The sequence below is a fragment of the Pseudooceanicola endophyticus genome (assembly GCF_018760365.1).
Lineage (GTDB): Bacteria > Pseudomonadota > Alphaproteobacteria > Rhodobacterales > Rhodobacteraceae > Pseudooceanicola > Pseudooceanicola endophyticus.
On record NZ_JAHIAB010000014.1, the window covers coordinates 1 to 26,411 of the forward strand.

Below are 26,411 nucleotides of genomic sequence, written 5' to 3' on the forward strand. Positions count from 1 at the left end.
TCCTCCAGACGATCAGGGAAAAGCGTGACCTGGTCCCGGTCGATACCATTGATGAAACCCGCCATCCCTGTCTCCTGCCGCCTTGCGAAAGCTTACCACGGAACAGCGTTTCCACACAGCCTCGGCCCGAAGCCGACTTTCGTGGGCAGAAGAACTGCTACGGCGCGGCCCGACGTTGCCGCCGTTCGTTCATGGTGCAGCATTCCAAGTGTGCTAGCCTCCACTGCGGCACAAGCTAACCTCGAATCAAAGAGCATCCGAATGGCCACCTATCAGAGAATCCAAGAACAGACGAAAGCTCGCTTTGGCTTCACTCCCAAGACTTGCTGGATCGCCGACATAAAGGCAGAGTTCGGTCTGACGCGTGGATCCGCTCCCAATAGGCTTGACCAGGGCTCCCGTAAGCATCCGTGCCCTTCGCATCGCAGAGACGAGTTGACCACGATCATGACTGAACTCGGGGTACTCCCTGGGCGCACTAATCCCTCATAGAACGGCCCTCTCCCGACCTTCGCGAGGTTCGGCCTCGCTGCGGCGCAGCTTCCCCAAACCGGCCATCGGTCGCATCGTGCAGCATGTTCTGGCACGCCAAGGTCAGCTGAGCGGACGGAGCGGACCTTCAGTTCCCGCCAGGTGCCTGCGTTTTAAGATAAGCAAGAACATCTTCAGCGTTCTTTGCAGGTTCAGAAACCGGTGACATGACATGAACGATCACGCCGTCCTTCAAGATCATGGTCATTCGTTGCAGCAATGTCATGCCTCCCGCTTCAAACGTAGACGCGCCGATGGCCTTCGCGAGCTGTAGATGCGCATCTGACAAGAGCGGGAACGGGAGGTGAAGGCGCGCAGCCGCCTCGGCCTGATAAGCTGTGTCCTGAGTGGACAGTCCAAAGAGGAAGGTTCCTCCAGCTTGTTTCAATTCGGCATAGTGATCGCGGAACGCGCACGATTGAGGGGTGCAGCCCCGAGCGCCTGGTATGAGATCCCAGCCCTCGATGGGGGCCGCATCTGGCGGGCTTGTCCTGGGATAGGCGTAGACCACCCCGATACCCGCGAGATTCGACAGATCAACATCTGTCCCATCAGTAGCGGGGAGTAGGATGGAAGGAAGGCGAGTGCCGGGAGAGATCATGACGTATCCTTTTAAACGTAAGGATAACACCCCGCTAAGCATTCGAGTGCAAAGCACCGCAGGTTCCTCGCCCAAGCGAGCCGGGTCCGAGGAGCGTGGACGGCCCGTATCGAACATTTCTGAGGCGTGGAGTGGGCGCTGGCGGCCGGAGCTTGACGACCGATGGATTGGCTGCCTTACTCTACTACGTTCTATCGTCCAACCTTCAGCTTCAATCCCTTGCATCTTCCCCCGTAGGATCTGCATGGTTGAAGGTTTACTCAATTCCCGCGGATTCGATAGAAAAATAGTGATGCCTCGGGCCTACATAGAATAATCGGCGGAAATACAATGAACCACGCATCGCTCGTCGCGCCACGGCTTTCTCTCTTCCACCGCAGACTATCTCCTCTGGAGAAGATGGGGAGGAATGAGCGATGCTGGTGCCGATCCGGCAAAAAGTTCAAGCACTGTCACCTTGTTCGCGAGGCACTTGAACCAATAAATGTATTTGAACAGGAGCAGCGGATGTTTGCAGAGCTTCGAAACGGCTATTGCTCACTTCCTGCAGCTGACCCTTGCAGTTCGGAAATTATAAAGGCCCATACGATCCAAAGGAGGGGCGGGCTCGCTGCGATCTCTGATAGTAATCATGTTCTAACCGTAAAGCCACGAATGAGAGACATGATACAGTCGAGCGGGAAGCCGCAACCCCGGAAAATTGGGCTCAAAGATGCATCAGTTTTTCCCGGATTCTGCAGCAAACACGACTCCGAAACTTTTAAACCTATAGAGGGTAAGACGCTCAATTTCGAATTGAGCTCAGCGTTTCTCTTCTCGTATCGCGCTATATCCTACGAACGTTACTCTAAGGAGGCAGAGGGGCGCTTCAACGCGATGATGCGAGAAGTCGCTGATCGCGGACAGCCATTTAGGAAACAGGCTGCGATGCAGTCTTTTCTATACGATGTATCGGTTGGTATAGAAATGGGAAAAAGAGATATGGAGCGAGCGAAAGGCAACTTCGACAATTTGTTTTTGACTGGCGGCTACGATGGCTTCCATTATTGCGGTGTTCGCTTCGACCGCGTCCTTCCAATTGTTGCATGTTGCGCCTTCCACCCTGAATTTGATCTTTCTGGAACTCGCTTGCAGCAGTTAGGTCAAAATAAGGTTGAGCTGGATACCGTGACACTGACTGTTACAGCCTTTGAGGGCAATACAGTTGCGATTTTTGGCTGGATTGGGCCGGATGATGGGCCGGCTCGGTCCCTATCGGACTCCCTACTGGCCATCGCAAGCGATCGCCAAGCCGATGCCCTGATACGCCTTCTATTCATACACACGGACAACCTATTTCTGAACCCGACTTGGTGGGACGGCCTTCCTAATAAACACAAAGTTGCGCTCAATAATATGACACGCAGTGGAACAACGATGCGCGAAAGGACGGCGGCTGAGTATAGCAACGCCACCTTGGATCTTTTCCCAGCGGAGGCCATGGAAAAAGTAGCGGAATAGGACCGTTTAATCTACCGAGTCGCTCTTAACCTTGTCGAATAAGGCGGTCGATCGTGTGCATTGTCTCAAGCAATTGCGGACATTCATGCATTGAGCAGCTACAGTCTGTTGTCCGCCGTCCTGGTCTTTTTTTTGGCAGCGCTCCTCCGGAATGAGCGGATGACGGCTTTGGCTTAATGCTGCAGCTGTCACGCGGCAGCGCCGCAAGTCTGCTATCCGCCCAACCTGAGCCTCATGTTGCAGGACAGGCGCGCCGGGATCTTCCTGGCCGAGGTGGAGGGGCAGATTGCGGGCCTGGCCTCTGGAAGCCTGACCTGCGATGTCGAATTTGGCTGGGCTTGCGAACTGGAGGACCTCTATGTCCGCCCCGCTTTCCGGGGACGCGGCCTGGCACGCCGGCTGGCCGAAACCGTTCTGGCCTGAGCCGCAGCGCAGGGCGCGCAAGAGGTCTGCCTTGTGATCACACCCGAGGCCGAAGCCGGCCAGGGCCTGACCGCCTTCTATCGCAAGCTGGGGTTTGCCGACAGTCGCCGGATCACGATGTATCGAAGCGCCCACCGTGATCCGGGCCGAGGCCCCGCGCAGGACCGGACTCAGGCGTAGGCCTGCGCCTTCAGATCCTCCAGCAGCGACGGGCCCCGGGGCACCCAGCCCAGCTCGGCCCGCGTCCAGGCGCTGCTGGCGGGCATGTCGAGCCCGGCAAAGCCGGCAAGCCAGCCCAGCCGGGCCGCCAGCGCCTCCGCGTCCAGGGAGACCAACGGCAGGTCGAGCCCCTCGGCCAGCACTTCGGCCACGGAGCGCATCGGCACGCCTTCCTCTGCCACGGCATGGAAGCGCGTGCCGGCGGGTCCCTTGTCGAAGGCCATGGCATAAAGGGCGGCGACATCGCCGACATGGGCGGCGGGCCAGCGGTTCCTGCCCTCGCCCAGGATCGCCACAGCGCCGATCTGGCGCGAGATCTCGATATAGGGGCTGATCAGGCCCTGGCGCCGGGTGTCATGGACCTGCGGCAAGCGCATCACCCGGGCATTCACGCCCTGCTCCAGCAACGGTCGCAGCGCGAGCTCCGTCGCGATGCGGGGATTGGGATGGTCGGTGTCGAAATTCGCCTCCTGGGCCAGCTGCCCGGGCCCGGCATCACCCATGCCTGTGCCCGAGGTCACCATCAGCGGTCGGTCGGACCCCTTCAGCTCGGTCCCCATGGCGGCAATCACCCGGGCGTCCTTTTCGCAATTGGCCAGGAAATTGGCAAAGTTGTGGTCGAAGGCAGTGTGGATCACCGCATCGCATTGCGCGGCGCCACGGGCCAGGGTTTCGGGCGCTTCGAGGCTGGCCATCCAGGGGGTGGCCCCTGCCGCACGAAGACTCTCCGCGCCGGCCTCGGACCGGGTCATGCCCAGAACCTCGTGGCCGCGCGCCAGCAGCTCGGGCAGGATGCGGGCACCGATGAAGCCGGTGGCGCCTGTCAGGAAAACACGCATGTCGAACGCTCCTTGGTTGTTCGACGCAAGATATCGGCCTAGAGTTTATCCTGTTAAATACGTGACTTTATACTGTTATAAATTCCAACAGGATGCCATGCCGCAAGATGACAATGCCCTGGGCCGGTTCCTGCGCGACCGGCGCACCCGGCTGGACCCCGCCAGTTTCGGCTTTGACACCGGGCGGCGACGCACACCGGGCCTGCGCCGCGAGGAGGTGGCGCAGCGCGCCAACATCAGCCCGACCTGGTACACCTGGCTGGAACAGGGCCGCGGCGGCGCGCCTTCGACCGATGTGATCGAGCGCATCGCCCGTGGCCTGATGCTGACGGAACCCGAGCGGGAACATCTGCACGTTCTGGCCTTCGGACACCCGCCAGAGGCCAGCTACCGCGCCGAGGATCACGTCACCCCCCGGCTGCAAAGGGTGCTGGACGGCATTCCCCAGGGGCCCGCCATCATCATCAATGCGACCTGGGACGTGCTGGCCTGGAACCGGGCCGCCGCCCGCCTGCTGACCGATTACGCCGCCCTGCCGAAACCGCAGCGCAACGTGCTGCGGCTGGTGTTTTCGCGCGCGGGACAGCAGAGCAACACCAGCGACTGGTTGTCGGTCTGCCGTTACCTGGTCGGCACGTTCCGCGCCAGCGTCGCGCGTGCCGGGGCCAGCCAGGACGTCACCCAGCTGGTCGAGGAACTGTCCGCGCTCAGCCCGGTGTTCCGCGATCTCTGGGCGGAAAACGCCGTCACTGCCCATGGGGACGGGATCAAGCGGCTGCATCACGCGGTGCTGGGCCTGATCGAGATGGAGTTCTCGACCTTCACGGTCGAGGGGCGCGCGGACCTGACCCTGCTGGTCTACAGCCCCGCCACCCCCGAAACCGCCGCCCGCATCCGCGATCATCTGGCCCGGGATTGAACGGACCGGCCCCACCCGGGCCCCCTCTGGCGCGCAGAGCTTGGGCGATTTCCGCCCTGGCGCGTGCCCAAACACCTGCCCCGCCCCGCCCGACCCCGGGAGGCAATTGAAATTCTTCGAAAAACGCGGATCATGGGGAAAAGAACTTTCCCGGAAGACCTGCCGGGGCAACAGACGGCAGAGCAGAGCATGGCATCCCTACTAGTCATCTTCCAGATCGGTGGCGCGGTGGCGCTGCTTCTTTTCGGCCTCGGGCTGGTGCGCGACGGCGTGACCGTCGCCTTCGGCATCCGGCTTAAGACCGCGCTTGGCCTGGGCACCCGCACCGGCCCAAGGGCCTTTCTGGCCGGGCTGGTGGCGACGCTGGGGCTGCAATCCTCGACCTCGACCGCGCTGCTGACGGCCTCTTTCCTGGAACGTCAGCTGATCGCCGACAGGATGGCGCAGATCGTGCTTCTGGGGGCCAATGTCGGCACGGCGCTGACCGCCCTGGTGATCTCTCTGGGCCTGGATGCCATTGCGCCGGTGCTGCTGCTGGGCGGGTTCGTGGCCAGCCGGCGGACCTCGCCTCTGGCTACCGGCAGCGGGCGGGCCCTGATCGGCCTCGGCCTCATGCTGCTGTCGCTGTCGCTGCTGGAGGCGGCCACCGCGCCGCTGCGCAGCTCGGCCGAGATGCAGGCCTTCCTGCACATGCTGGACGGCGCCTGGCCGGTGGCGCTGATCTTTGCCGCCGGGCTGGCGGCGGTCTGCTCTTCCTCGCTCGCGGCGGTCATGCTGGTGGCCTCGCTCGATCTGCCCTCGGGGCTGTGCGTCGTGCTGGTGCTGGGCGCCAACCTGGGCGGGGCGATCCCGCCCGTGCTGGTCAGCGCCAAGTCGGCCATCGCGGCGCGGCGACTGACCTTGGGAAATCTCTGCGTCCGGGCCGCCGGATGCCTCTGCCTGCTGCCCTTCGCCGGTCCCTTCGGCCAGCTGCTGCAGGCGCTGCCCCTGCCCTTCACCGGCCTCGCCGTCGAGGCGCACCTGGTCTTCAACATCCTGCTGGCGCTGTGCATCGCGCCCTTCACCGGCCCGCTGACCCGGGGGCTGGAGCGGCTGCTGCCGCCCCCCGAACCTCAGGGCGACACGCCGCCGCAATGGCTGGACGAGGCGGCGCTGGAACAGCCGCTGCTGGCGCTGGCGGGTGCCGGGCGCCAGGCCTTGGCCATCGGGGATGACATCGCACGGATGCTGGACCTGACGCGGCTGGCCTTCTCAAAGAACGATACCACCCCCCTGACCGAGGTCGCGGCCCTGGAAAACCGCGTCGACCTGCGCCAGCAGCAGGTCAAGACCTACCTGTCTCGCCTCGGCCAGAGCGCCGATGAAAGCGAGCGCCGCCGCGCCATCACCATCCTCGACTACGTGATCAACCTCGAACATGTGGGCGACATCATCGAAAAGGGCCTGGCCGCCAATGTCCGCAAGAAGGTCGGCCTGCAGCTGCGCTTTTCCGATGCCGGCTACCAGGAGCTGGACGGGATGTTCCTGATGACGACCGAGACCCTGCGCCTGGCCCAGACCATCTTCATGACCCGCGACATGGAGCTGGCCCAGCAGCTGGTCCAGCAGAAGGTCGAGATCCGCAACCGCGAGCGCCAGTCGGCTCAGCGGCACCTGGTGCGTCTGCGAGAGGGCCAGCGCAATGCGCAGGAAACCTCCTCCCTGCACCTCGATCTGCTGCGGGACCTGAAGCGGATCACCGCGCATCTGGTCGCCGTTGCCCATCCGATCCTCGACGAGGAAGGCCTGCTGATCGAAAGCCGGTTGCGCAATCACTAGGGCCAAGGGACGGGACGTCCGGACAGGAGTTCGGAGGCAGGTTGTCCTGCCTCCGCGCGTGCTTTGCAAAGATCGGCGGGCTCAGAATTCCTTGCCGAGCCTGCGATCGAGAGAGAAGTATCCGCCCCCGAAGGCCGCGATCAGAGCGGCACCGGCAGCCCAGAACAGCGAGGCATAGATTGCCTTTTCCTGGATCCGGGCCCCGAAGGCGGCCCCGGCATCCTTCAGGAAGGCCGCCTGCGCGCCGGGCGTCAGAAGGTCGGGGTTCTGGCTCAGGTAGGCCAGGCCGTCCGGGGTCAGGAAGGTCTCCGGGTAGGGATGCGAGATGTGGAACCACAGGGTGATCAGCAGCATCACCGCATTGGCCAGCGCTACCGGGCGGGTCAGCAGGCCGACGGCGATCATCATGCCGCCGAAGAACTGCATGGCCGCCAGCAGCGGCGACCAGAACCAGCCCGGGTACATGCCCAGAGATTCCACGAAGCCCGACTGCGCCAGAGGGGCGATGATCTTGGGCCAGCCCGCGATGATCAGGCTGATGCCGATGGCCAGCCGGAAGCCCAGCCAGCCGACGGGTTCGGCGAAGCGTGAATAGACCGGGGACAGGAAGGGAATGATCATCCTGTCACGCGGCGGAAGGAAGATATTGGCCATGCGTCTTCTCCTCGGTTGGAGTGAAGTCCCTTGGACAGGACCTGAAGCCTCGACGGCGCGTCGGGTCCGGTCCTGGCAACAGGTCTGCGCCCAAACGCCCCTGGGCAGAATGATTCAGATCAAATTCTCCTTCCGGTGCGCCACCCTCACGACTCCGTGATTCCCGCGGGTCGTTCCGCGGCACAACCCATGGCGTCGCCCTTTGCGGCACCTCCCTCGGGGATTGCAAAAATGTACAGGCGCCCATGCCCCGGTCCGCGGCCGGAAGGGGGGTTCTGGCCTCCTCTCACAGCCCGTAGCATCCGGTTCGGGCCGGAGGAGAACATGGCCCGCCACAGCCGTGAGGAGGAGCTGCATGGGTCTTTTCGGGATCATTCTGTCATTGTGCCTGCTGATGTACCTGGCCTACCGGGGCATCAACGTCCTGATCCTGGCGCCGCTTCTGGCGCTGCTGGCGGTGCTGCTGGCCGGGGGCGTGCCGGTGCTGGGCACCTATACCCAGGTCTTCATGAAAAGCCTGGGCGGCTACATCATCACCTATTTCCCGCTGTTCCTGCTGGGGGCAATCTTCGGCAAGGTCATGGCCGACGGGGGCGCCGCCCGCGCCATCGCCGAGCGCATCGTCGACTGGACCGGCAAGAGCCGCGCCATCCTGGCCGTGGTGCTGGCCTGCGGGGTGCTGACCTACGGCGGCGTGTCGCTGTTCGTGGTGGCCTTCGCGATCTACCCGATTGCCAATGCCCTGTTCCGCCGCAGCGACATCCCGAAACGCCTGCTGCCCGCCGCCATCGCACTTGGCTCCTTCACCTTCACGATGACGGCCTTCCCGGGCACGCCGGCCATCCAGAACGCCATTCCGATGCCCTATTTCGGCACCAACGTCTTTGCCGCGCCGGTGCTGGGGACGCTGGCGGGCCTGGTGATGCTGGCCGGGGGCACCTACTGGCTGCACCGCCGCGCCGTGGCCGCCAATGCCCGCGGTGAGGGCTACGGGGATCACGGCGCCACCTCGGCCGACAGCACCCTGCCCGAGGATGCCAAGCTGCCGGGCTTTGCCGCCGCCATCACCCCCGTCGTCGCGGTGATCGTGCTGAACGCGATCTTCACCTACCTGATCATCCCGAACATGAGCGCCGCCTACCTGGCCGAGCCGCGCTACGGCGCGACTTCCCTGACCAAGGTAGCGGGGATCTGGGCGATCATCGTGTCGCTGAGCGTGGCAATCCTGCTGGCCATCGCGCTGAACTGGAACCGCTTCGCCGACGTGAAAGAGACGATCAATGCCGGCACCATGGGCTCGCTCCTGCCGGTGTTCAACACCGCCTCCGAAGTGGGCTATGGCGCCGTCATCGCCTCGCTTCCCGCCTTCACGCTGATCCGCGACGGGGTGCTGGGCCTCTTCCCGCACAATCCGGTCGCCTCGCTTGCCGTGGCGGTGAACGTGCTGGCGGGGATCACCGGATCGGCCTCGGGCGGGATGTCGATCGCGCTGGCCGCGCTTGGGGACCAGTTCGCCCAGATGGGGCAGGCCCAGGGCATCAGCATGGGGCTTCTGCACCGGGTCACCGCGCTCAGCTCGGGCGGGTTCGACGCGCTGCCCCACAACGGTGCCGTCATCACGCTGCTGGCGATCACCGGGCTGACCCACAAGAAAAGCTACGGCGACATCTTCGTCGTCGCGGTGGCGATCCCGGTCCTTGCGACCATCATGGTCATCGTGCTGGGCTCCCTGGGGCTCTGAGGGGCCGCGGGGCATGGCCGGTGCCCCGCCCGTGCCCGGGCGGGGCCATTTCTGCCAGCGGATTGACCACGCGGACCCAAAGGGAAGCGCCCTATGCGGGAATCCCTGACATATGGCGCAACTCAGCGTTACCCTGATCCTGTTCCGATAAGAGGATCCGATATGCCCGAGACTCCGATCAAGGTTGCCATTGCCTGCCAGGGCGGCGGCGCGCAGACCGCCTTCACCGCCGGCGCCCTTTCCCATCTTCTTGCCCGCCAGCAGGAGGCCGACTGTCCTTTCGAGGTCGTCGCGCTCAGCGGCACCTCGGGAGGAGCGCTCTGTGCCGCGTTGGCCTGGCACGACCTGATCACCGGCCTGCCCGAGAACGGCCCCCCGATGGTCGAACGCTACTGGACCACGGCCTATCCCGCCGGCAATGCCGCCCCCGACTGGCCCCGCGCGGCAGAGCTTGACCTGCAGGATCTGGCACGGGGACGGGTTCCGGGACAGCACCTGGCGGCCTGGGCCCGCAACCGGGCCGGTCGTCAGAGCGCCGAGTTTCTTGAGGCCGCGACCCGGGCCACGCCGTTCCATGTCTCGCTCGGCCTGCGGCCCGACTACTGGCACCGCCTGTTCCAGGAAATCGACCGCAGCCTGCCCGGGGTGACGGCCACAGCCATGGTGCCGATGGCCCGTCGGGCCCTGTCACTCTGGGCCGCCAACCCCTGGCTGCCCGGCGCCCCGGTGACGGCGCAGCTGGCCGCAGGATGGATGGACCTTTCTCCCTGGCATCGGGTCAGCGTGCTGGCGCCCGAGGCGCCGCCGCTGGGCCGGCGCGACTACGACATCCAGACCGCCTTCCGGACCGTGGTGGGCCAGTATCTGGACGCATCCGCCCTGACGGCCATCGGCACCGGGCTGGACGCGCTGGAGCAGGCCGGTCAGAGCGCGCCGAAACTGCTGATCGGCGTGACCGACGCCACCACCGCCTTCACCAGTGGCGCCGATGCCCCCGGAGCAAAGATCCCCGAGGATCCGGCGCTGCGGGCCCGCCACAAGGGGATGCGGCTGGAGCCCGACCGGGAACAGCGCGCCGATGCCACCAACATGCATGTGCTGGACGGGGCGACCTATCTGGACCGGCTTCTGGACTGCCTGATGGCCAGCGGCGCCATTCCCGACGTGATGCGCGCGGTCGAGATGACCATAGACGGGCGCCCGTGCCAGCTGTGGGATGGCCTTTATGCCACCAATCCGCCGATCTACCCGCTGCCCGATGTCCATGGCGACACTTCCGACGCCAATCCCGAAGAGATCTGGGTGATCCGGATCAACCCGATGAAGATCGCCCGGCCCCCGACCGATCCGCCCGCCATCGCCGATCGCCAGAACGAGCTGGAGGGCAACCTGTCGATGCTGCAGGAGATCCGGCACGTGATCCGGATGGGCGAGCTTGGGGTGGAAACCGCGGGCAAGCGCTATCGCCCGATCACCTTCGGCTTCATCGACATGGCCGCCGATATCGCAGCCGATCTGGACCGGCTTACCAAGATCGACACGTCGCAGGCCCAGGTGCAGCGCCTGTTCGACCATGGTGCCGAGCAGATGCAGGATTTCCTTGCCCGCTGGAGCCGCGTGACGGCCGAAATGGCGGCGGTGCCCGCAGCCCGGACAGAGGCCGCCGAGTAGAAGCCGCAGGTTTTCTTAACCGAATATCAACTTAAGGTTGCAATGTGAGCGATTCCGATATCTGATATATCCCGAGGCCGGCCATGTTTCCCTTGCCGTTCGCGGCACCTTCGGTACCCGACAGACGTCCGGTCGGCCTCATCCCCCGCCAAAGGTCCCCCGAAAGGCGACAGGGGCCTCATCCCCCGTCCGGATCATCCGCCAGGGCCGCGTCCCAGTAGGGCCGCCGCCCGATGGTCTCCGTCAGGAATTCCAGGAAGGCGGTCACCTTCAGCGCCCGCAGCCGGGTTTCCGGCAGCAGCACGTGGATCGCCCCCTCCTCCTGATCCGAAAGCGCCGTCCAGTCCTGCATCACCGGAACCAGCTGGCCGTCCTGCAAGGGGCCATGCAGCACCCAGGTGGGAAACAGCACCAGCCCCTGCCCGGCCACGGCGGCGGCGATCAGGCTTTCGGCATCGTTGCCGCGCAGGTTGCCCGCCACCGGCTGCGCCAGGAAGGCCCCCGGACCTTGCCGGAACATCCAGGGCCTGGCCCCATGACCTCCCTTGTAGATCAGACAGTTGTGCCCCAGCAGATCCGCAGGCACCCGGGGAGTCCCGTGCTGCGCCAGATACGCCGGCGCGGCGGCCAGCACGTAGGTCTGTGCAGCCAGACGGCGGCTGATCAGGCGCGACTCTTCCAGTACGCCGATCCGCACCACCACATCCGCCCCGTCCGCCACCGGATCGACGAAGGCATCCGTCAGCACCAGCTCGACCTCCAATGCCGGATGGCGGGCCTGGAACGCCGCCAGATGCGGCGCGATGTGGCGGCGCCCAAAAGCCACCGGCGCGTTGACCCGCAGCGTGCCGCGCGCCGTTTGCGCCCCGTCGCGCACCTCCTCGCCGGCCATGTCCAGCAGCAACAGCGCCTCGCGCACAGACTCCAGGTAGCGCGCGCCATGATCGGTCAGCCGCAGCGCCCGCGTGTTGCGCACCAGCAACGTCTGGCCCAACCCGGCCTCAAGCGTGCTGACATGGCGCGAAACGGAAGAGACCGGCAGCCCGGTCCGCCGCGCCACCTCGCTGAAGCTGCCCCGGGTCGCGACCTCGACGAAAAGCCGCAGGGCGGTCAGGTGGATATCCTTGCTCATGATGGAAAGATGTTTTCCGAATTTCCTGAATTGTTGTTCATGATCGACTGAATTAGCAGCCTCCGCAAGTCAACGGAGGCGCAATGAAACAGTTACTGACCCTGGCCGTGGTCCTGGCCGCCGGCATGGGCCTGTCCGTCGAGGCGGGCCTGCTGGGCCCGCTGGGAGAAATGGTGGGCCACATGTCCGCAACCTTCTGCATCTTCCTGGTCGGCAGCCTGCTGCTGTCTCTGGCGCTGATCTTCGCGCCGCGCCGGTCGCTGCCGCAGCTCTTCTCTCAGCCGCGCTGGATGCTGAACGGCGGGGTGCTGGGCCCGGTCTACGTGGTGGTGATCACAACCGCGACGCCGCTTCTTGGCGTCGGCACCACGATGGTGGCCATCCTCTTCGGCCAGGTTGCCACCGGGCTGCTGCTGGATCACTTCGGCGCCTTCGGAGCCGCGCGTCAGAAGGTCGACGGCTACCGGCTGGGCGCGCTGGCGCTGATCGCCGGGGCCCTGGCCCTCATTCATTGAAGGACACGAATGATGAGCTTTCTCCTGATTTTCCTGGCGCTGATGGGCGGCGCGGCGCTGTCGGTGCAATCCTCGGTCAACGGTCGGCTGGGCGGCGCGGTGGGTCTGCTGACCACCGCCTGGCTGACCTTTGTGCTGGGGGCGCTGATCAGCGTGCTGCTGATGCTCTTCGCCCAGCCGCCGCAGGCGATGACGCTGCTTGACGCGCCGCGCTGGCAGCTGACGGGCGCCTTCTTCGGTGTTTTCTACATCGTCGCCATGGTATTTTCCGTGCCCCGCATCGGGATTGCCGCGGCCACCGTCGCGGTGATCACCGGCCAGCTGACCATGAGCCTGCTGATCGACAATTTCGGCTGGCTGGAGAATGCGCGCATCCCGCTTGATCCGCACCGTTGGGCCGCCATTGCTTTGCTGTTCGCGGCAATGGCGCTGATCTATACCGGCAACCGCAAACGCGAAGCCGCCGGCTGATCGGCCCCCAAGCCGCCGTCATGTCGCAAAGCCACGCGCAAATGCCGCCGTTGCCTCAGCTTCGGCGGCATTTGCACGCGACGATTCCGCAGCGTCACCCCCTGCGGAGCCATCGCCTCATGATCACCGTCCTGTCCGGCGTCTGGGCCCTGCTGCTGGGCATCGTGCTCATCATGCTGGGCAACGGGATGCATTTCACCCTGATCGGCCTGCGCGGCGATCTGGAGGGGTTCAGTGCCACCGCGCTGGCCGTCATCACCTCGGGCTATTTCGTGGGCTTCCTGTCGGGGGCCCGCATCACGCCGACGCTGATCCGCCGCGTCGGGCATGTCCGGGTCTTCGCGGCCCTCGGCAGTTTCATGTCCGCCGGCCTGATCGCCTTTCCGCTGCTGACCGAGCCCTGGGCCTGGACCCTGCTGCGGCTGCTGGTGGGCTTTTGCATGTCGGGCGTCTATGTCACCGCGGAAAGCTGGCTCAACCACGCGGCCACCAACGAGACCCGCGGCAAGGTCCTGTCGGCCTACATGATCGCGCAGACCATCGGGATCATCGGCGCCCAGGGCCTTCTGACGCTGGGCGACGCCGGCAATGCCGCGCTCTTCATCGGGGCCTCGATCCTGGTCTCGGTCTCCTTCGCGCCGATCCTGCTGTCGGTGACCCCGGTCCCCACGGTCGAGGTCACCCGCCCGATGCCGCTGGCCAGGCTGTTCCGGGCCGCACCGCTGGGCACGGTGGGGATCTTCCTGCTGGGCGGAGCCTATGCCACCCAGTCGGGCATGAGCGCGGTCTTCGGCGCCCAGATCGGGCTGAGCGCGGCGCAGATCGCCCTGCTGGTGGCCATGCTCTTTACAGGGGCGCTGGTGCTGCAATATCCGATCGGCTGGCTCTCGGACCAGATGGACCGCCGCAAGCTGATCTGCGGCGCCGCCATCGTCGGCGCGGCGGCCTGCGTTCTAGGCTGGTTCACGGGCGGCAGCCTGTGGATGCTGCTGCTGGCCGCCTTCTTCGCCGGCGGCGTGACGACGCCGCTTTACGCGCTTCTGCTGGCCTTCACCAACGACGCGCTGGCGCCCGAGGACATGCCCGCCGCCTCGGGCGGGCTGGTCTTCACCTTCGGGCTTGGCGCGATCGTCGGCCCGCTGGCCGCAGGCTGGACGATGCAGCGGCTGGGCCCGGATGCCTTCTGGCTGGTGCTGACCGTGACCTTTGCGGCCATCGCGCTCTATGCGCTCTACCGCATGACCCAGCGGGCCGCCGCCCCGCCCGAGGACACCGAGAGCTACCTCAACCTGCTGCCAACCAGCAGCGTCGTCGCGGTGGAGGCGGCGGGCAACTGGTCCGCCGACCAGGCCGGAGAGGAGAGCCATCCGGGCCCGACCGGCTAAGCGCCGCGGGCTCTCGCTCGCTGCCAGTCCGCCCGTCAGGTCTGACAGATGGACGGGCCGCGCGCCATCGCGCGCACCGGGGCGGCTTTTACCGACAGTTCCACGGGACGAGGAAATGGCCGCATTTTTCACCAAGCTGCCGCCGATGTAGCTGTGGAACCGGTGTCAGTCGCCGACCTGCTCCGGGAAGGCAAGGCGATGGTCCCGAAGGCTGAACATCACGCCTGCGCCGGGCGCGGCCTCCGGTGAGTCCAGCCGTTTCGCCATCGGCGCCTCCCGTGCTCCCCCCATCCCCGGTCGGCGTTTCACAGCCGCAACGCGCCCATGCCGATCGAGGAAGGCGCGTCCTCAACCTGATCTGTAGCTATGGGCCCGGCGCCGCCGTCCTGTGCCGCCCAGGGCTGGAACGTCGAACAGACCGAGCTGACCCGGGCGAGTTGCCCGCGCCCTGCCGGCATTCCAAAACCTCGGCGCTTTCCGTCCCTGCCAGTGCCTTGCGCAGGTTGTGCGCGGTGGGTCCGTGGCCCTGGCGAATGTGCGGTCGGGCAGCCGCTTCTGCCCGCCCATCAGCCACCGCGCGCCGGATTGCAGGGCTGCGGCCCCTTCCCTTCGGCAGCACGGCCATCGGGTCCCGGACCAGACGCCGCCGGAAGGGAAGCAAGCACCGCGCCGGGGCGCCGGATCGGCGGCAATTGGCCGGTGCAGATCCCTGGCGGCGGGGCAATGCAGGATCCGTGTCCCCGGAGCCTCTCGGGACTGCGCCGGAAAATAGCCCGCCCTGCCGTCCCGGATCCGCAGGGGCACCTTCCCGGGGACCCGGAATGGACAGGGCAGACAGAAACCATCCAAATAACTGATTTATTGACACAATGCAGGATACAGGTCGCCCAGGCGCCCAATGCAGGAAGGCCCGAAACCTGATCGTGGCCGGTCCTGCATCGTGATCCCGTCTGTCCAATTTCATGAATCAGGACGCTGCCACCACCGGCCCCCGGCTATCCGGGTTCAGGGCGGCGAATTCCCGCTGCCGGCCCCGACCAGCTTCTCCCGACCAGCTTCCGCGGACAGGATCATGCCGACACTCAGCCACATCTTCCTGCCCAGCCTGCCCGGCGACCGGGTGCCGCTGGCGGCCCTTGGGGACAGCCACGGTGTCAGCCCCCGTGCCGCTTCGATGTATGGCCGTTTCTTCGGCCTGCAAGAGGTGGCCCTGACCCCCGCCCCGCTTACCGAGATGCTGAGCGACGTGCTGGCCCCGGCCCGGGACCGCGTGCGGGCCCATGGCGCGGGCCCGGGCACGCTGGTCTACTGCAAGACCCAGACCCACAACACCTTCGCCGACCGGAACTGGCTGCGCGGGCTGGCCGATGCCCAGGGGATGCACGACTGGGAGGTCGCCTCCCTCTCGATGACAAGCTGCGCCTCGGCACTGGTGCAGATGCATCTGGCCGCCAGCAGCCGCTCCGGCGGACCGCTGATCGTGATGACCGGAGAGAAGGCCTTCCACCCGTGGGTGAACCGCCTGCCGGTGGGGCTGCTGGCCGAACGTCCGGCCTGTGCGGTCTTCAATGCCGGCCCCGGCGGGTGGCGTGTCTCGGGCACCGCCAGCACCCATCTGGCGCGCTTCCATGTCAATGCCGATGCCATGCCCGCCGCCGAACGTCAGGCCCTTCAGGCCATCTACGCCGAGCGCCTGGGCCAGTTCGTCGAGGACTGCCTGGAGCGCTGGCGCGACCGGATCTCGGGGCGGATGGTCTTTCTGCCCCACAACCTCAACCGTCCGGTGACCGATGCGCTGATCCGGCGCCTGGGCTGGCAGGACAACAGCTTTCACGGCGATCTCGCCCGGACCGGCCATGCCTATTGCTCGGACGGGTTCCTCAACCTCGCGGCCTTCGAGGCCGCCGGCCACACCGCCGACCAGGTGCTGCTGATGGCCGCCGGGACCGGCGTCACCTTCGCCACCTGCCTGCTGGACCGCCTGCCCGCAACCGACCCCGAAGCAACCGAGCCGACAAGGACATTCCCATGAACGAGACCATCTCTGCCGCCATCCGCGACGCCCTGAGCGAAGTGACCGAGCGCCCCGCCGCCGCCCTGACCGCCGAGACGCGCTTTGACCGCGACTACGACCTCGACAGCTACATGTTCGTGCAGTTCCTGCTGACCCTGGAGGACAAGCTGCCCGGGCTGCGCTTTGCCCCCGAAGACATCGGCCAGGCCGATTTCAACACCGCCGGGACCCTGGCCACCCATGTCGAAGCCGCGCTGATCCGGGCCGGGGCACGCGCAGATGCTTGATATCGCACGCGCTTCCTCCCTCGCGGGTGCGGTGCTGGCCATGGCCCGCGCCGCCGGCCCCGCCCCGGCGCTGGAGCTGGCCTGCGAGGGGCTGAGCGGGTGCCCGGGCTACCTTGCTCCGGGGCGTCACGCCCTTCATGCGCTGGATGCGGCGCTGGTGGATCCGGCCTGCCCCGATCAGCCGCCCGCGATCCTGAGGACCGCCACCGACCCCGCGCTGGCCGCCTTCGGGCTGCGCCTGTCGGAACTGGCCCCGTGCCCGCCGCTGGCGCCGCTGCCCGAATGTGCCCAGCTGGCCCTGGCGCTGCGGCTGGGCCTGCTGGCACGGATCCTCGACCTGGCCTTCCGCCATCTGGAAACCCGCGAGATCTTTGGCCAGCGCGCGACCCATCTGCAGCTGATCAAGGCGCGTTTCTCGGCCGGGGGCGCCTTCCTGGCCCGGATGGAAACAGAGCTGTCGCTGGGCCCCGTCGCCGCGCCCGGCCTCCTGCATGACGAGATCGACCGCCACACCATCCAGGCCGCCAAGCTGATGGGCGGGCACGGCTATCTCGAAGGCAGTTTGCACGGGCTGGAATATTGCTCCCAGATGATCCGGGCGGTCTACGGCGCCCCCGTGCCGGAGCATCCCGCATGAGCATCGCCCAGAGGCCCCCGCGCGCGCCCGGTGCCGCCCTGATGGCCGCCGGACGGCTGCCCTTCCGAGCGGACCTGCATCCGGACGAGGCCGCGCCCGAAGCCTGGCGCGCCCTGACCGCCTCCGGCCCGGAGCCCCTTGCGGTGCGTCGTGCGGGCTTTGCCGGACCCGACGGCGGCCTGCTGCCCCATGCCCCCGGGCTGCGCGGGCTCTGGGACCGGCTCCAGGCCGGGCTGGCGCCGCAGGCGCACCGTCCGCTTGGGCTGATCTACCTGCACCGGGGCCACCAGTTCGATACCGCCAGCCCGGTTCTGGCCGATCTTCTGCGGCTGATCGGCCATCGCGGCGCCGCCTGGGCGCTGCGGGCCGAAACCCCCGCGGCCCTGGCCGACGCGCTGGATCTGGCCCGCCAGATCGCCACCCTGCGCGGCCCCCTGCTGGTGCTCAGCGATCCGACACGGCGGCTGCCGGACCCCGCGCGCCCCTGCCCGGCCCTGCGTTTCCTGCTGCTGGGCCTGCCCGAAGACCATCGCCCCGCCGCCCGCCTGCCTTCCCCCTCCCGTTCCCTCGTGCAGGAGACTGCCTGATGTCCTCCGTCGACGCCCCGACCCTGACGCCGGCCAAGATGCCCTCGATCCCCGGGGTCCTCGGGCAGATCTTCGCCCTGGCCATTCCCTTTGCCCTGGGCGCCGCCATCACCTCGGCGCTGAACCTCGGCAAGATCGCCCTGCTGGCGCGGGCCCCCGACACCGGCGCGCTGCAGGTTCTGTCGCTGCTGCAACCCGCCTTCATCCTGATCCTGGCCATGATGGAGGCCCTGGCCATCACCAACCAGGTGTTCAGCGCCCGGTCGCGCCATGCCTGGCCGCGCCGGGGCGTGAGGCGCGCCACGCTGCGGCTGGGCGGCACCGGGATCGTGATCTTCCTGGGCGTCGCCGCCGCCGGGCAGGCGCTGGCCCTGCTCTGGCCGACGACGGACCCGACCCTGCGCACCATGCTCGACCATGCCGCGCCCTTCGTGCTTTCGATGATCCCCTTCGTACTGTTCGACATCTGCTACGGCGCGCTGCGCGGCCAGGGCAAGGTGCTGGCCGGCCTGCTGCCCTTCGCCGCGCTGGTGGCGGTCGACCTGGCCGTCACCTGGACCCTGGTCAGCCGCTTCGGCTGGGGCTTCGAGGCGGTGCTGGCCGGCAATGTCACCGGCGCCCTGCTGATGCTGCCGGTGATCGCGCTGCTGCTCTGGCGCGCGACCCGCCATGCGGACCCGGTCCCGGACCAGCCCTTCCGGATCCGCCTGAAGCAGCTCCAGATCGGCGTCGGCCTGCCGGTTTTCAGCTCTCTCGTGGTCGGTTTCGTCAGCTCTTCGGTGATCTTCCCGCTGCTGTCGCACCTAGGTCAGGAGGGCGCCTCGGCCTTCCTCGTGGTGCTGCGCTACCGCATCGCCTTCATGATCCCCGCCATCGCCATCGGCTCGGCCATCGCGATCCTGGTCAACCAGCAGGCCGAGGCGGGCCCGCAGGCCCACCCCCGCACCGCCACCCGCTACCTTTGCTGGGGGATCGGTGCCATGCTGATCCTCTATGCCGGGGCGACGGCCCTGCTGCCGCTGTGGCCGGCCCCGCTGGACCTGCTGGTGCCGGCGCGCTCGCAAACCCTGCATGCCGCGACCGAGGGGATGTTCCGCCAGCTTCTGGTCACCTTCTTCCTGGTTGCCGCCTCGGCGATGTTCCAGGTCATCCTCGAACAGCTGGGCCGGGGTGTTCAGGTCCTGATCATCGCCATCGTGACCGAGCTTGGCACCTGCGCCGCGCTGCTCTGGGCGATGACGCGGGGCGCCGATCAGACGGCGGTGATCGCGGTGATGATCGGCTTTGCCGCCCTGGGCTTCGTGCTGCTGGCGGGCCAGGTCGTGGTGCTGATGCGCCGCATGGGAGGCCCCGATGCGGTCTGAGCGCACCCGCCGCCCCCCGGTCCGCCCCCCGGAGGCCGGACCATGCTGAGGATCCTCGATATGGCCCTGGCCTATCCCGCCCGCGAACAGCGCCTCTCCGAGCTGGAGACAGAGCTGGCGCTGTCGCGCAATCAGATGCGCATGTACGACCGCTTCTTCGGCTTCGACCGCTTTCGCTGCGACCCCGGCGAACCCCTGGCCCGTCTGACCGACCGGGCCGCCCGCGAGGTCCTGGCACGCAACCCCGGTCAGGATGACCGCCTGTCGCATGTCCTGCATTGCCACACGCTGATGAACACCGCCGTCGCGGGGGGCGAAACCTCGGACGTGCTGGGCGGGTTCCGCGACCGCGGCCTCGAGGTGTTCAGCGCCACGATGAACCACTGCGCCACCGGCGTTTCCATGCTGGGGATGCTCTCGCACCTGCTGGATGAGGGCCAGGCGGCCCTGATCCTGATCGGCGAAAAGGCCTTCCACCCGGCGATCCGGGTGATCGAGAACACCACCATCATGGGAGAGGCCGCCGCCGCGATCCTTGTGGCCCAGGAACCTGCCCGACCGGCCCGCGGCAGCTACGAGGTGCTGGGCACCCATGTGCTGCATGAAACCAGCTTCTGGAAGAACACCGGCCTGCGCGGAGAGCCCTATCTGGAGGGGTTCGACACGATCTACCAGGATTTTGCCTGCGCCGGCATCGCCCGGGCGCTGCAACGTTTCGGACGCGAGGCCGGGCAGATCCGCATGGTCATGCCGCACAATGTCAACCTGCCGTCGTGGTTCCACATCGCCAGCGCCACCGGTCTGAGCCGCGCGCAGATCCAGCTTTCGACGATTGCGCGCTACGGCCACTGCTTCGGCGCCGATCCCTTCATCAACCTTGCCGAGACAGCCGCCAGCGGCGCGCTCGATCCCGGCGACCAGGTCCTGCTGTACAGCATCGGGCTGGGGGCCACGGCCTCCTGTGCGCTGCTGCAGGTGAACTGACCGCCCGACCCCGCCCAATCCCCAGGAGACCGACCATGCCCCCCGACATTTCCCCCATTCTGGACAGCCTGCGCGACATCGGGCTTGGCCCGCAACGACTGGAGCGCGCCCGTCAGGACTGCGTGCTTTTCGGCCCCGGCGGGCTGCTGAACTCCATCGAGCTGGTGCAGTTCATCGCCAGCCTGAGCGAGCAGAGCGGCATCGACGCCTTCGAGTTCATGGAAGGGTTCCAGCCGGGCACCGAGGGGATCCTCAGTTCCGTGGGCCGGCTGCAGGCCTTCCTGGCCGAACGCGCGCCGCAGGCAAGGGCAAGCTGACCATGGATGGCACCTTCGATCTCGCGGCGCAGCAGCCGGACCTGGCCGGGCGGATGGCCCGGGCCGCCGGGCTTTTCGGCACGCCCTTCTACCTTTACGACGGCGATGCGCTGCGCGCCCGCGTCGCGCAGCTCCGCACGGCCCTGCCCGGGGTGGCGTTCTTCTATTCCCTCAAGGCCAATCCCAACCTCTCTGTCGTGTCCCGCCTGATCGCCGCCGGGGCCGGCGCCGAGGTCTGCTCAAGGCTGGAACTGGAAACCGCGCTGGCTGCCGGGGCCCCGCCGGACCGCATCCTGATGGTCGGCCCGGCCAAGTCTGCGGACGAACTGGCCCGCGCGGTCGATCTGGGCATCGCCGCCATCGTGGCGGATTCCCTTGATGAACTGGAAGAGATCGACGCCCTGGCCCGGGCGCGCGGCACCGTCCAGCCCGTCGCCCTGCGGATCAATCCCGATTTCAGCGCGACGGGCGCCCGCCTGTCGATGGGCGGGCGGGCCACCCAGTTCGGGCTGGACCAGCCGCTGCTGCCCGATACCCTGACCGCCCTGCGGGCGCTGCCGGGCCTGCGCCTTGCGGGGCTGCATGTCTACATGGGCACCCGGATCCTGTCGCCCGAGGTGATCGCCGCCAATACCCGCCAGATCCTTGCGCTGGCCGATGAGATGCTGGCGGACGGGCCGCTCGATTTCGTCGATGTCGGCGGCGGTTTCGGCGTGGCCTATCACGAGGGCGAGGTGCCGCTGGATCTGGCAGCCGTGGCGGGGGCGCTGAACCCGATGATCCGGGCCTTCCGGGCGCGCCATCCCGGCACCCGCGTCGCCATCGAGCTGGGCCGCTACATGGTGGCCGAGGCCGGTATCTTCGTCACCCGCATCCGCCGCAACAAGCGGACCAAGGGCGAGCAGTTCGCGATCTGCGACGGCGGCTCGAACCTTCATGCGGCGGCGGCCGGCCAGGGCTTCATGCGCCGGAACTTCCCCATCAGCCTGCATGATGCGGAGGGCCAGCCGCGCGCCGGCACCCCCGAACGCTGGAGCGCCACCGGCCCGCTTTGCACCCCGATGGATGTCATCGCCTCGGGGATCGAGCTGCCCGCGCCGCGCCCCGATGACCTGCTGTGCCTGCACCATTCGGGCGCTTACGGGCCCAGTGCCTCTCCCACGGACTTCCTGGGTTTCGGCGCCCCCGCCGAGGTCATTGCCGATGGCGACCGGCTGAGCCTGGCCAGCCCGGCCCCGCGCTGGCAGGAGCGGCTTTCGCGACAGCAGCCCCTTTCCGCGCCGCCTTCCGCCGCGCCCCTTGTGCTGCCCGCGCCCTTCGATCACCCGGCGCTGGCGCGGCTGGACGGGCTGCGGGCGCTGTTCGAGCGCACCGGAGCCCGGCTGGAGGAGGATCCCGCGGCCTGCGCGGACCTCTGGCAAGAGCCGCTGGTCCGGGCGCTGACCACGATCGGCGTGCCCGAGGCCTTCAACGGTTTCCCGCTGTCGCAGACGCCCCTCGGGCTGAGCGAGTGCCCCTATCCGCTTCATGTGGCGATGATCGAGCGGCTGGCGCGGATGGACGCAAGTTGCATCCTGGCGCTTCAGGGCCCCTCGCTTTCCGGCGGGGCCGTGCTGGCCATGGGCACCCCCGACCAGCAGGCGCGCTTCTTCGCCCCCTGGCGCGACGGGCCGCAGGGCACCTTCTTCGCCGTCACCGAGCCCGAGGTGGGCTCCGATGCCTCGGCCGGGCGCACCCGCATCGACACCGACTCCGAGGGCCGCATGTGGCTGAGCGGAGAGAAGATGCTGGTGGGCAACATCGCCCGGTCCTCGGTCGGGCTGGTCTTTGCCCATCATGCCGGTTCGCGCCGGGCGGCGCTGGTCCTGCTGGAGATGGACCGCCTGGCGCGGGAGATCCAGAACGGCCAGCTCGGGATCGCGCGCCTGCCCACCAACGGGCTGCGCGGCGCCGATTTGGCGCGGATCACCATGGAACGCCTGCCGATCGATCCCGGGATGATCCTGGGCGATGGCAGTACCGCCACGCTGCGCGACGGCTTCATGGCGATCAACGGCGTGTTCGAGCGCAACCGCCCGGTGGTGGCGGCACTCGCGCTTGGCAACGGTCGGGGCATTCTGGACCGGCTGGCCATCGCCGGGGCCACCGGCTTTGCCGATCTGGAACGGCGTCACCTGGCGCTGCTGCACCGGCTGGCCGGGGTGCTGGAGGATTATGCCGAAGGCCGCCCCCGTGCCCATCGCATCAGCCAGATCAAGCTGCAGGCGGTCGCCTTCTCGGATGCGCTGGCCGCGCGCATTCCCGCCCGGGCGCCGCAGGCGCTGCTGGCGGATCCGCTGCTGCGCCGCAAAATGCGCGATGCCCGGGCCTTCGAATACATGGAGGGAACCTCAAGCATCCACCTACTGAACGCCTTCCGGGCCTTTGCCGCGCAGGTGCCGGCATGAACATCACCCTCGATCCCGCAACCCTGGTGGCCCGGGACTTCGGTTGCCTCGAACCGGCCCAGCCCGAATGGCTGGACCAGCGCGCCTACTGGGAGGATTTCAATGCCCGTTTCTTCCGCTCGAACGGGCGCAGCTATGCCCCCGAGCGCGACAGCAACGTGCTGAACTGGCTCAGCGCGCCGGACCGCGCGCCCTTCTCGGCGATGACCGGAGAGCTGCTGGCGACGCTGGAACAGCGCGCGGACCTGTCCGACATCGACATCGTGATCCTGGCGCACTGGCTGCCCGACCTGCACCTGGGCACCTCGGTCACCAATTTCGCCCTTCACCGTCTGGGGCTGGAGGACGGCTTTGGCTTTGCCATCTCCGACCGGGGTCTCTCGGCGCCGCTCTTCAGTCTGGATTGCGCGGCGCGCTACCTGCGCGACGGGCGTCGCAAGGCGCTGCTGCTGGTGATGGACCAGCGCCACCTGCTTTACCGCTCCGAGGTGGTCGACCGGCTCAACCCGGTGAATTCCGCCGCCGCCTTCCTGCTGGAGGAAAACGGCACGGGCCTGCGCTACGAAGGCTACGCCCGCCGCCCCGGAACACCGGCTGCGGATGTGCCGGGGGCGGTGGCCGACCTCTGCGTCCGGCACGGGCTGGCACGGGCCGATGTGGCCGTGATCGCACCGCCCGCGCTTTGCCCGGCGCTGGCCGGGGATGGCCCGGTCACGGCCAGCCGGCCCGAACGGCTCTGCGCCGCGCCCTTCGCCGCACTGGCGGGCGTGGGCGGCCAGGACGTGATCCTGCTGTCCCACGAGGGCGAGACCCTGACCAGCCTGGTGCTGCGCGCCGGGACCCGCCCGGCATGAGGATGCGACTGAGCGCCCTTGCCAGCCACGTGCCCGCCGGGCGCCTGTCCTGCGAGGAGATCATCGCCGATGCCGGTGGCAGCCGCGCCGAGGCCCGGGTGTTCCGGCGGCTGTTCGGCATCGACCAGGTGGCGGCGCTGACGGAGACCGAGAGCCTGGACGCGGGCTTTCTTCAGGTCCTCGACCTGCTGGAAGCCCGGGCCCCCGGGCTGCGGCCCGAGGTGCTGATCCTCTCCCATGGCCAGCCGCTACTTTTCGCGCCGGGCAGCGCCCCCGCGCGGCGGCTGGCCGCGCTGCATCCGCTGCTGAGCGGCGTGCGTCGCTGCCACGAGGTGGACCAGCACAATTGCAGCGGCCTGTTCTGGGCGCTCGACCTGGCACAGGTCATCCTGAAGGCGGGCCTGGCAGGCTCCGTGCTGCTGCTGGGCGGCGATGGCCATCCCGGGCTGCGTCCCGGGGCGCGCTACGTGCCGGGCTGCACGCTGATGGGCGATGCCTTCTGCGGCATGATCGTGACGCGCGACGGCGACGGGCCGCAGATCAGCCCGCCGGTGCTGCGCACGCATCCGGAATTCTCGGCCGGGCGGGCGGGCAGCAGCAGGGAAATGGGCGTCTTCTTCGCCGCCCATGGCGGCATCGTTGCCGGGGCCCTGGCGGCGGCGGGTTTCGATCCCGACGGACCGGGCCGGCTGCTGCCGCACAATGTCAACCGGCTGGCCTGGCAGGGCTACTGCAGCGACCACGGGCTGGACCCTGCGCGCGTCGACCTCGGGCTGCTGCCCGATATCGGCCATTGCTACGTCTGCGATCCCTTCCTGCTGCTCGACCGGCTGCCGGTGGCCGCGCGCAGCGCCCCCGCGCCCCTGACCCTCCTGTCGGTGGGGATGGGCGGCTATGTCGGCGCCTGCCGCCTGGGCAGTGCCCGGGCGCTGGCCACCCCTCCGAAACGCTCCACCGTCCCGGTCCCTTCCGAAAAGGATCCCGTGCCATGCCCGCATTCCCAACCCTGCTGACCAGCTTCCTGCCCGAGGCCGCCCGCCAAAGCCCCGACGCTGCGGCGATCATGGATCCGCACGCCGCGCTCAGCTATGCGGACCTTGCCCGTGCCGCCGCGCGCATCGCCGTGGCACTGGAAGCGCGCGGCGTGCGTCGCGGCGACCGGGTGATCCTGAGCCTGCCGAACTCGGTCGGATTCTGCGCCGGGTTCTGGGGCATCCTTCATGCCGGGGCGGTGGCGGTGCCGCTGCATCCCGAAACCCCGGTCGGCAAGTTGCGCTTCATCCTGGACAACTGCACGCCCACGGCGATCCTGGCTGCGGGCCCGGGCGCCGAGGCCGCGCGCGCCGCCCTGAACGATGCGCCGGCCCTGCCGCTGATCGACCCTGCCGCCTTCCTGACCGAGGGACCGGCCCCCCTGCTGGCCCAGCCCCCGCTGCTGGATCGGGACCTGGCCGCGATCCTCTATACCTCGGGGTCCACCGGAGAGCCCAAGGGGGTGATGCTGTCGCATCTCAACATGACCAGCGCCGCCCGATCCGTGGCGCACTACCTGGGCTACCGCGCCACCGACCGGATCTTCACCGCCGTCCCGATGACCTTCGACTACGGGCTGCACCAGCTGACCATGGCCGCGCTCACCGGCGCCTCCGTGGTGGCCGAGGCCTCTTTTGCGCAGCCCTTCTTCAGCCTCAAGCGACTGGCCGACAGCGCGGCCACGGTGCTGCCGCTGGTGCCCTCCATGGTGCCGATGATCGCCCCCCTGGCCGAGCGGTTCGACCTGTCGAAGCTGCGGCTGGTCTCTTCCACCGCCGCAGCGCTGCATGTCGGGCTGATCGACCAGCTGGAACGCTTGCTGCCCGCCGCCACGATCTTTTCCATGTACGGGCTGACCGAATGCCACCGCTGCACGTATCTGCCGCCCGAAGAGCTGGAGCAGCGGCGCGGATCCGTCGGCGTCGCCATTCCCAACACCGAGCTCTGGGTGATCGACGCGGAGGGGCAGCCGCAGCGCCGCGGTGCCACCGGAGAGCTGGTGATCCGTGGCAGCACCGTCATGCAGGGCTACTGGAAGAACCCCGAGGCCACCGCCCGGCGGCTGAAGCCCGGCCCCTTCCCCGGAGAGCAGGTGCTGCACACCGGCGACATCTGCCGCCTGGACGAGGACGGCTTCCTGCATTTCGTCAGCCGCTCTGACGATGTGCTGAAGATCCGGGGCGAAAAGGTGGTGCCCGCCGAGGTCGAGGCGGTGCTGGCCGCCCATCCCGAGGTCTCTGCCGTCTGCGTGCTGGGGGAAAGCCACCCGGTGCACGGCGCGCTCTGCATCGCCCATGTCGCCGCCCCGCCCGACAGCCGCGATCGCCTGCTGGCCTGGTGCCGCGCGCGGCTCGATCCCCATGCGGTGCCAGGCCGGATCACCCTGCACGACGCGCTGCCGCGCAACCAGAACGGCAAGATCGACCGTGCCGCCCTGCGTACCCCGGCCCTTCAGGCCGCCGAATGAC

The 26,411-nt window shown here is 67.7% G+C and carries 23 protein-coding genes and 2 pseudogenes; 21 read left to right on the top strand and 4 right to left on the bottom strand.

Annotated elements, in window-relative coordinates; genetic code table 11:
* Positions 1–619: 619 nt before the first annotated feature.
* Positions 620–1,132 (bottom strand): peroxiredoxin, encoded by a 513-nt coding sequence (locus tag KM176_RS20260; RefSeq protein WP_202398029.1) that lies wholly within the window; start codon positions 1,130–1,132, stop codon positions 620–622.
* Between the two features lie 399 nt (positions 1,133–1,531).
* Here KM176_RS20260 and KM176_RS25375 point away from each other — a divergent pair.
* The 3 genes and pseudogenes from KM176_RS25375 to KM176_RS20270 all read left to right on the top strand — a co-directional run.
* Positions 1,532–1,588, top strand: a pseudogene (locus KM176_RS25375) (SEC-C metal-binding domain-containing protein); the annotation flags it as partial.
* Between the two features lie 207 nt (positions 1,589–1,795).
* Complete coding sequence (locus tag KM176_RS20265; RefSeq protein ID WP_236045400.1) at positions 1,796–2,632, top strand: hypothetical protein; 837 nt, start codon at positions 1,796–1,798, stop codon at positions 2,630–2,632.
* 222 nt (positions 2,633–2,854) lie between these two features.
* Positions 2,855–3,055: pseudogene (locus KM176_RS20270) on the top strand (GNAT family N-acetyltransferase); the annotation flags it as partial.
* A 170-nt stretch (positions 3,056–3,225) separates the two neighbouring features.
* Here the strand turns inward: KM176_RS20270 and KM176_RS20275 are convergent.
* Positions 3,226–4,113, bottom strand: a complete 888-nt coding sequence (locus KM176_RS20275) for an SDR family oxidoreductase (protein WP_160896394.1) — start codon at positions 4,111–4,113, stop codon at positions 3,226–3,228.
* A gap of 97 nt (positions 4,114–4,210) precedes the next feature.
* Between KM176_RS20275 and KM176_RS20280 the strand changes: the two genes are divergently transcribed.
* Both KM176_RS20280 and KM176_RS20285 read left to right on the top strand, forming a co-directional pair.
* On the top strand, positions 4,211–5,032 hold the full coding sequence (locus KM176_RS20280; RefSeq protein WP_160896395.1) for a helix-turn-helix transcriptional regulator: 822 nt from the start codon (positions 4,211–4,213) through the stop codon (positions 5,030–5,032).
* Between the two features lie 189 nt (positions 5,033–5,221).
* Positions 5,222–6,850: a Na/Pi cotransporter family protein gene (locus KM176_RS20285; protein WP_160896396.1), complete on the top strand. Its 1,629-nt coding sequence runs from the start codon at positions 5,222–5,224 to the stop codon at positions 6,848–6,850.
* A gap of 81 nt (positions 6,851–6,931) precedes the next feature.
* On the opposite strand, the gene KM176_RS20290 is transcribed toward KM176_RS20285, so the two are convergent.
* Positions 6,932–7,504 (bottom strand): DoxX family protein, encoded by a 573-nt coding sequence (locus KM176_RS20290; RefSeq protein WP_160896397.1) that lies wholly within the window; start codon positions 7,502–7,504, stop codon positions 6,932–6,934.
* Positions 7,505–7,859: 355 nt separating this feature from the next.
* Between KM176_RS20290 and KM176_RS20295 the strand changes: the two genes are divergently transcribed.
* Positions 7,860–9,245 carry a GntP family permease gene (locus tag KM176_RS20295; RefSeq protein WP_160896398.1) on the top strand — a complete coding sequence of 462 codons (1,386 nt, stop codon included), beginning with the start codon at positions 7,860–7,862 and terminating at the stop codon, positions 9,243–9,245.
* 162 nt (positions 9,246–9,407) lie between these two features.
* Positions 9,408–10,916 (top strand): patatin-like phospholipase domain-containing protein, encoded by a 1,509-nt coding sequence (locus KM176_RS20300; protein WP_160896399.1) that lies wholly within the window; start codon positions 9,408–9,410, stop codon positions 10,914–10,916.
* Between the two features lie 178 nt (positions 10,917–11,094).
* Here the strand turns inward: KM176_RS20300 and KM176_RS20305 are convergent, their stop codons facing one another.
* Positions 11,095–12,048 carry a LysR family transcriptional regulator gene (locus KM176_RS20305; protein WP_160896400.1) on the bottom strand — a complete coding sequence of 318 codons (954 nt, stop codon included), beginning with the start codon at positions 12,046–12,048 and terminating at the stop codon, positions 11,095–11,097.
* An 83-nt stretch (positions 12,049–12,131) separates the two neighbouring features.
* Here KM176_RS20305 and KM176_RS20310 point away from each other — a divergent pair, with 83 nt between their 5' ends.
* From KM176_RS20310 to KM176_RS20375, 14 genes are all read left to right on the top strand, one after another.
* The gene (locus KM176_RS20310; RefSeq protein ID WP_160896401.1) at positions 12,132–12,563 is read left to right on the top strand and encodes a DMT family transporter; all 432 of its coding nucleotides are present in this window, start codon (positions 12,132–12,134) and stop codon (positions 12,561–12,563) included.
* 12 nt (positions 12,564–12,575) lie between these two features.
* The gene (locus KM176_RS20315) at positions 12,576–13,034 is read left to right on the top strand and encodes a DMT family transporter (protein WP_202398031.1); all 459 of its coding nucleotides are present in this window, start codon (positions 12,576–12,578) and stop codon (positions 13,032–13,034) included.
* Between the two features lie 119 nt (positions 13,035–13,153).
* Positions 13,154–14,419: an MFS transporter gene (locus tag KM176_RS20320; protein ID WP_160896403.1), complete on the top strand. Its 1,266-nt coding sequence runs from the start codon at positions 13,154–13,156 to the stop codon at positions 14,417–14,419.
* Between the two features lie 1,072 nt (positions 14,420–15,491).
* Positions 15,492–16,451, top strand: a complete 960-nt coding sequence (locus KM176_RS20325; protein ID WP_160896404.1) for a 3-oxoacyl-[acyl-carrier-protein] synthase III C-terminal domain-containing protein — start codon at positions 15,492–15,494, stop codon at positions 16,449–16,451.
* Positions 16,448–16,720 (top strand): acyl carrier protein, encoded by a 273-nt coding sequence (locus KM176_RS20330; protein WP_160896405.1) that lies wholly within the window; start codon positions 16,448–16,450, stop codon positions 16,718–16,720. The genes KM176_RS20325 and KM176_RS20330 overlap by 4 nt, the downstream gene beginning before the upstream one ends.
* The gene (locus KM176_RS20335; protein WP_160896406.1) at positions 16,713–17,357 is read left to right on the top strand and encodes a hypothetical protein; all 645 of its coding nucleotides are present in this window, start codon (positions 16,713–16,715) and stop codon (positions 17,355–17,357) included. The genes KM176_RS20330 and KM176_RS20335 overlap by 8 nt, the downstream gene beginning before the upstream one ends.
* On the top strand, positions 17,354–17,944 hold the full coding sequence (locus KM176_RS20340; protein WP_160896407.1) for a hypothetical protein: 591 nt from the start codon (positions 17,354–17,356) through the stop codon (positions 17,942–17,944). Before KM176_RS20335 ends, KM176_RS20340 begins: the two co-directional genes overlap by 4 nt.
* A complete protein-coding gene (locus KM176_RS20345) occupies positions 17,944–19,308 on the top strand; it encodes a hypothetical protein (protein WP_160896408.1) in 1,365 nt (454 codons plus the stop codon). Before KM176_RS20340 ends, KM176_RS20345 begins: the two co-directional genes overlap by 1 nt.
* 42 nt (positions 19,309–19,350) lie before the next feature.
* A complete protein-coding gene (locus tag KM176_RS20350) occupies positions 19,351–20,292 on the top strand; it encodes a 3-oxoacyl-[acyl-carrier-protein] synthase III C-terminal domain-containing protein (protein ID WP_160896409.1) in 942 nt (313 codons plus the stop codon).
* Positions 20,293–20,327: 35 nt separating this feature from the next.
* Entirely contained in the window at positions 20,328–20,609 is a 282-nt protein-coding gene (locus KM176_RS20355; protein WP_160896410.1) for a hypothetical protein, read from the top strand.
* A 2-nt stretch (positions 20,610–20,611) separates the two neighbouring features.
* Positions 20,612–23,056, top strand: a complete 2,445-nt coding sequence (locus KM176_RS20360; protein ID WP_236045401.1) for an alanine racemase — start codon at positions 20,612–20,614, stop codon at positions 23,054–23,056.
* On the top strand, positions 23,053–23,910 hold the full coding sequence (locus KM176_RS20365; RefSeq protein WP_160896411.1) for a hypothetical protein: 858 nt from the start codon (positions 23,053–23,055) through the stop codon (positions 23,908–23,910). The genes KM176_RS20360 and KM176_RS20365 overlap by 4 nt, the downstream gene beginning before the upstream one ends.
* Entirely contained in the window at positions 23,907–24,923 is a 1,017-nt protein-coding gene (locus KM176_RS20370) for a beta-ketoacyl-[acyl-carrier-protein] synthase family protein (RefSeq protein WP_160896412.1), read from the top strand. Before KM176_RS20365 ends, KM176_RS20370 begins: the two co-directional genes overlap by 4 nt.
* Complete coding sequence (locus KM176_RS20375) at positions 24,899–26,410, top strand: class I adenylate-forming enzyme family protein (protein WP_160896413.1); 1,512 nt, start codon at positions 24,899–24,901, stop codon at positions 26,408–26,410. Before KM176_RS20370 ends, KM176_RS20375 begins: the two co-directional genes overlap by 25 nt.
* Position 26,411 lies beyond the last annotated feature (1 nt).

What these genes read in the sequence shown, in the direction of transcription:
- KM176_RS20310 (WP_160896401.1), top strand. Translation starts at nt 12,132, where the DNA reads ATGAAACAGTTACTGACCCTGGCCGTGGTCCTGGCCGCCGGCATGGGC.
- KM176_RS20290 (WP_160896397.1), bottom strand. Translation starts at nt 7,504, where the DNA reads ATGGCCAATATCTTCCTTCCGCCGCGTGACAGGATGATCATTCCCTTC.
- KM176_RS20265 (WP_236045400.1), top strand. Translation starts at nt 1,796, where the DNA reads ATGATACAGTCGAGCGGGAAGCCGCAACCCCGGAAAATTGGGCTCAAA.
- KM176_RS20325 (WP_160896404.1), top strand. Translation starts at nt 15,492, where the DNA reads ATGCCGACACTCAGCCACATCTTCCTGCCCAGCCTGCCCGGCGACCGG.
- KM176_RS20300 (WP_160896399.1), top strand. Translation starts at nt 9,408, where the DNA reads ATGCCCGAGACTCCGATCAAGGTTGCCATTGCCTGCCAGGGCGGCGGC.
- KM176_RS20330 (WP_160896405.1), top strand. Translation starts at nt 16,448, where the DNA reads ATGAACGAGACCATCTCTGCCGCCATCCGCGACGCCCTGAGCGAAGTG.
- KM176_RS20305 (WP_160896400.1), bottom strand. Translation starts at nt 12,048, where the DNA reads ATGAGCAAGGATATCCACCTGACCGCCCTGCGGCTTTTCGTCGAGGTC.
- KM176_RS20275 (WP_160896394.1), bottom strand. Translation starts at nt 4,113, where the DNA reads ATGCGTGTTTTCCTGACAGGCGCCACCGGCTTCATCGGTGCCCGCATC.
- KM176_RS20260 (WP_202398029.1), bottom strand. Translation starts at nt 1,132, where the DNA reads ATGATCTCTCCCGGCACTCGCCTTCCTTCCATCCTACTCCCCGCTACT.
- KM176_RS20350 (WP_160896409.1), top strand. Translation starts at nt 19,351, where the DNA reads ATGCTGAGGATCCTCGATATGGCCCTGGCCTATCCCGCCCGCGAACAG.
- KM176_RS20370 (WP_160896412.1), top strand. Translation starts at nt 23,907, where the DNA reads ATGAGGATGCGACTGAGCGCCCTTGCCAGCCACGTGCCCGCCGGGCGC.
- KM176_RS20360 (WP_236045401.1), top strand. Translation starts at nt 20,612, where the DNA reads ATGGATGGCACCTTCGATCTCGCGGCGCAGCAGCCGGACCTGGCCGGG.
- KM176_RS20315 (WP_202398031.1), top strand. Translation starts at nt 12,576, where the DNA reads ATGAGCTTTCTCCTGATTTTCCTGGCGCTGATGGGCGGCGCGGCGCTG.
- KM176_RS20355 (WP_160896410.1), top strand. Translation starts at nt 20,328, where the DNA reads ATGCCCCCCGACATTTCCCCCATTCTGGACAGCCTGCGCGACATCGGG.
- KM176_RS20375 (WP_160896413.1), top strand. Translation starts at nt 24,899, where the DNA reads ATGCCCGCATTCCCAACCCTGCTGACCAGCTTCCTGCCCGAGGCCGCC.
- KM176_RS20320 (WP_160896403.1), top strand. Translation starts at nt 13,154, where the DNA reads ATGATCACCGTCCTGTCCGGCGTCTGGGCCCTGCTGCTGGGCATCGTG.
- KM176_RS20295 (WP_160896398.1), top strand. Translation starts at nt 7,860, where the DNA reads ATGGGTCTTTTCGGGATCATTCTGTCATTGTGCCTGCTGATGTACCTG.
- KM176_RS20285 (WP_160896396.1), top strand. Translation starts at nt 5,222, where the DNA reads ATGGCATCCCTACTAGTCATCTTCCAGATCGGTGGCGCGGTGGCGCTG.
- KM176_RS20345 (WP_160896408.1), top strand. Translation starts at nt 17,944, where the DNA reads ATGTCCTCCGTCGACGCCCCGACCCTGACGCCGGCCAAGATGCCCTCG.
- KM176_RS20280 (WP_160896395.1), top strand. Translation starts at nt 4,211, where the DNA reads ATGCCGCAAGATGACAATGCCCTGGGCCGGTTCCTGCGCGACCGGCGC.
- KM176_RS20365 (WP_160896411.1), top strand. Translation starts at nt 23,053, where the DNA reads ATGAACATCACCCTCGATCCCGCAACCCTGGTGGCCCGGGACTTCGGT.
- KM176_RS20340 (WP_160896407.1), top strand. Translation starts at nt 17,354, where the DNA reads ATGAGCATCGCCCAGAGGCCCCCGCGCGCGCCCGGTGCCGCCCTGATG.
- KM176_RS20335 (WP_160896406.1), top strand. Translation starts at nt 16,713, where the DNA reads ATGCTTGATATCGCACGCGCTTCCTCCCTCGCGGGTGCGGTGCTGGCC.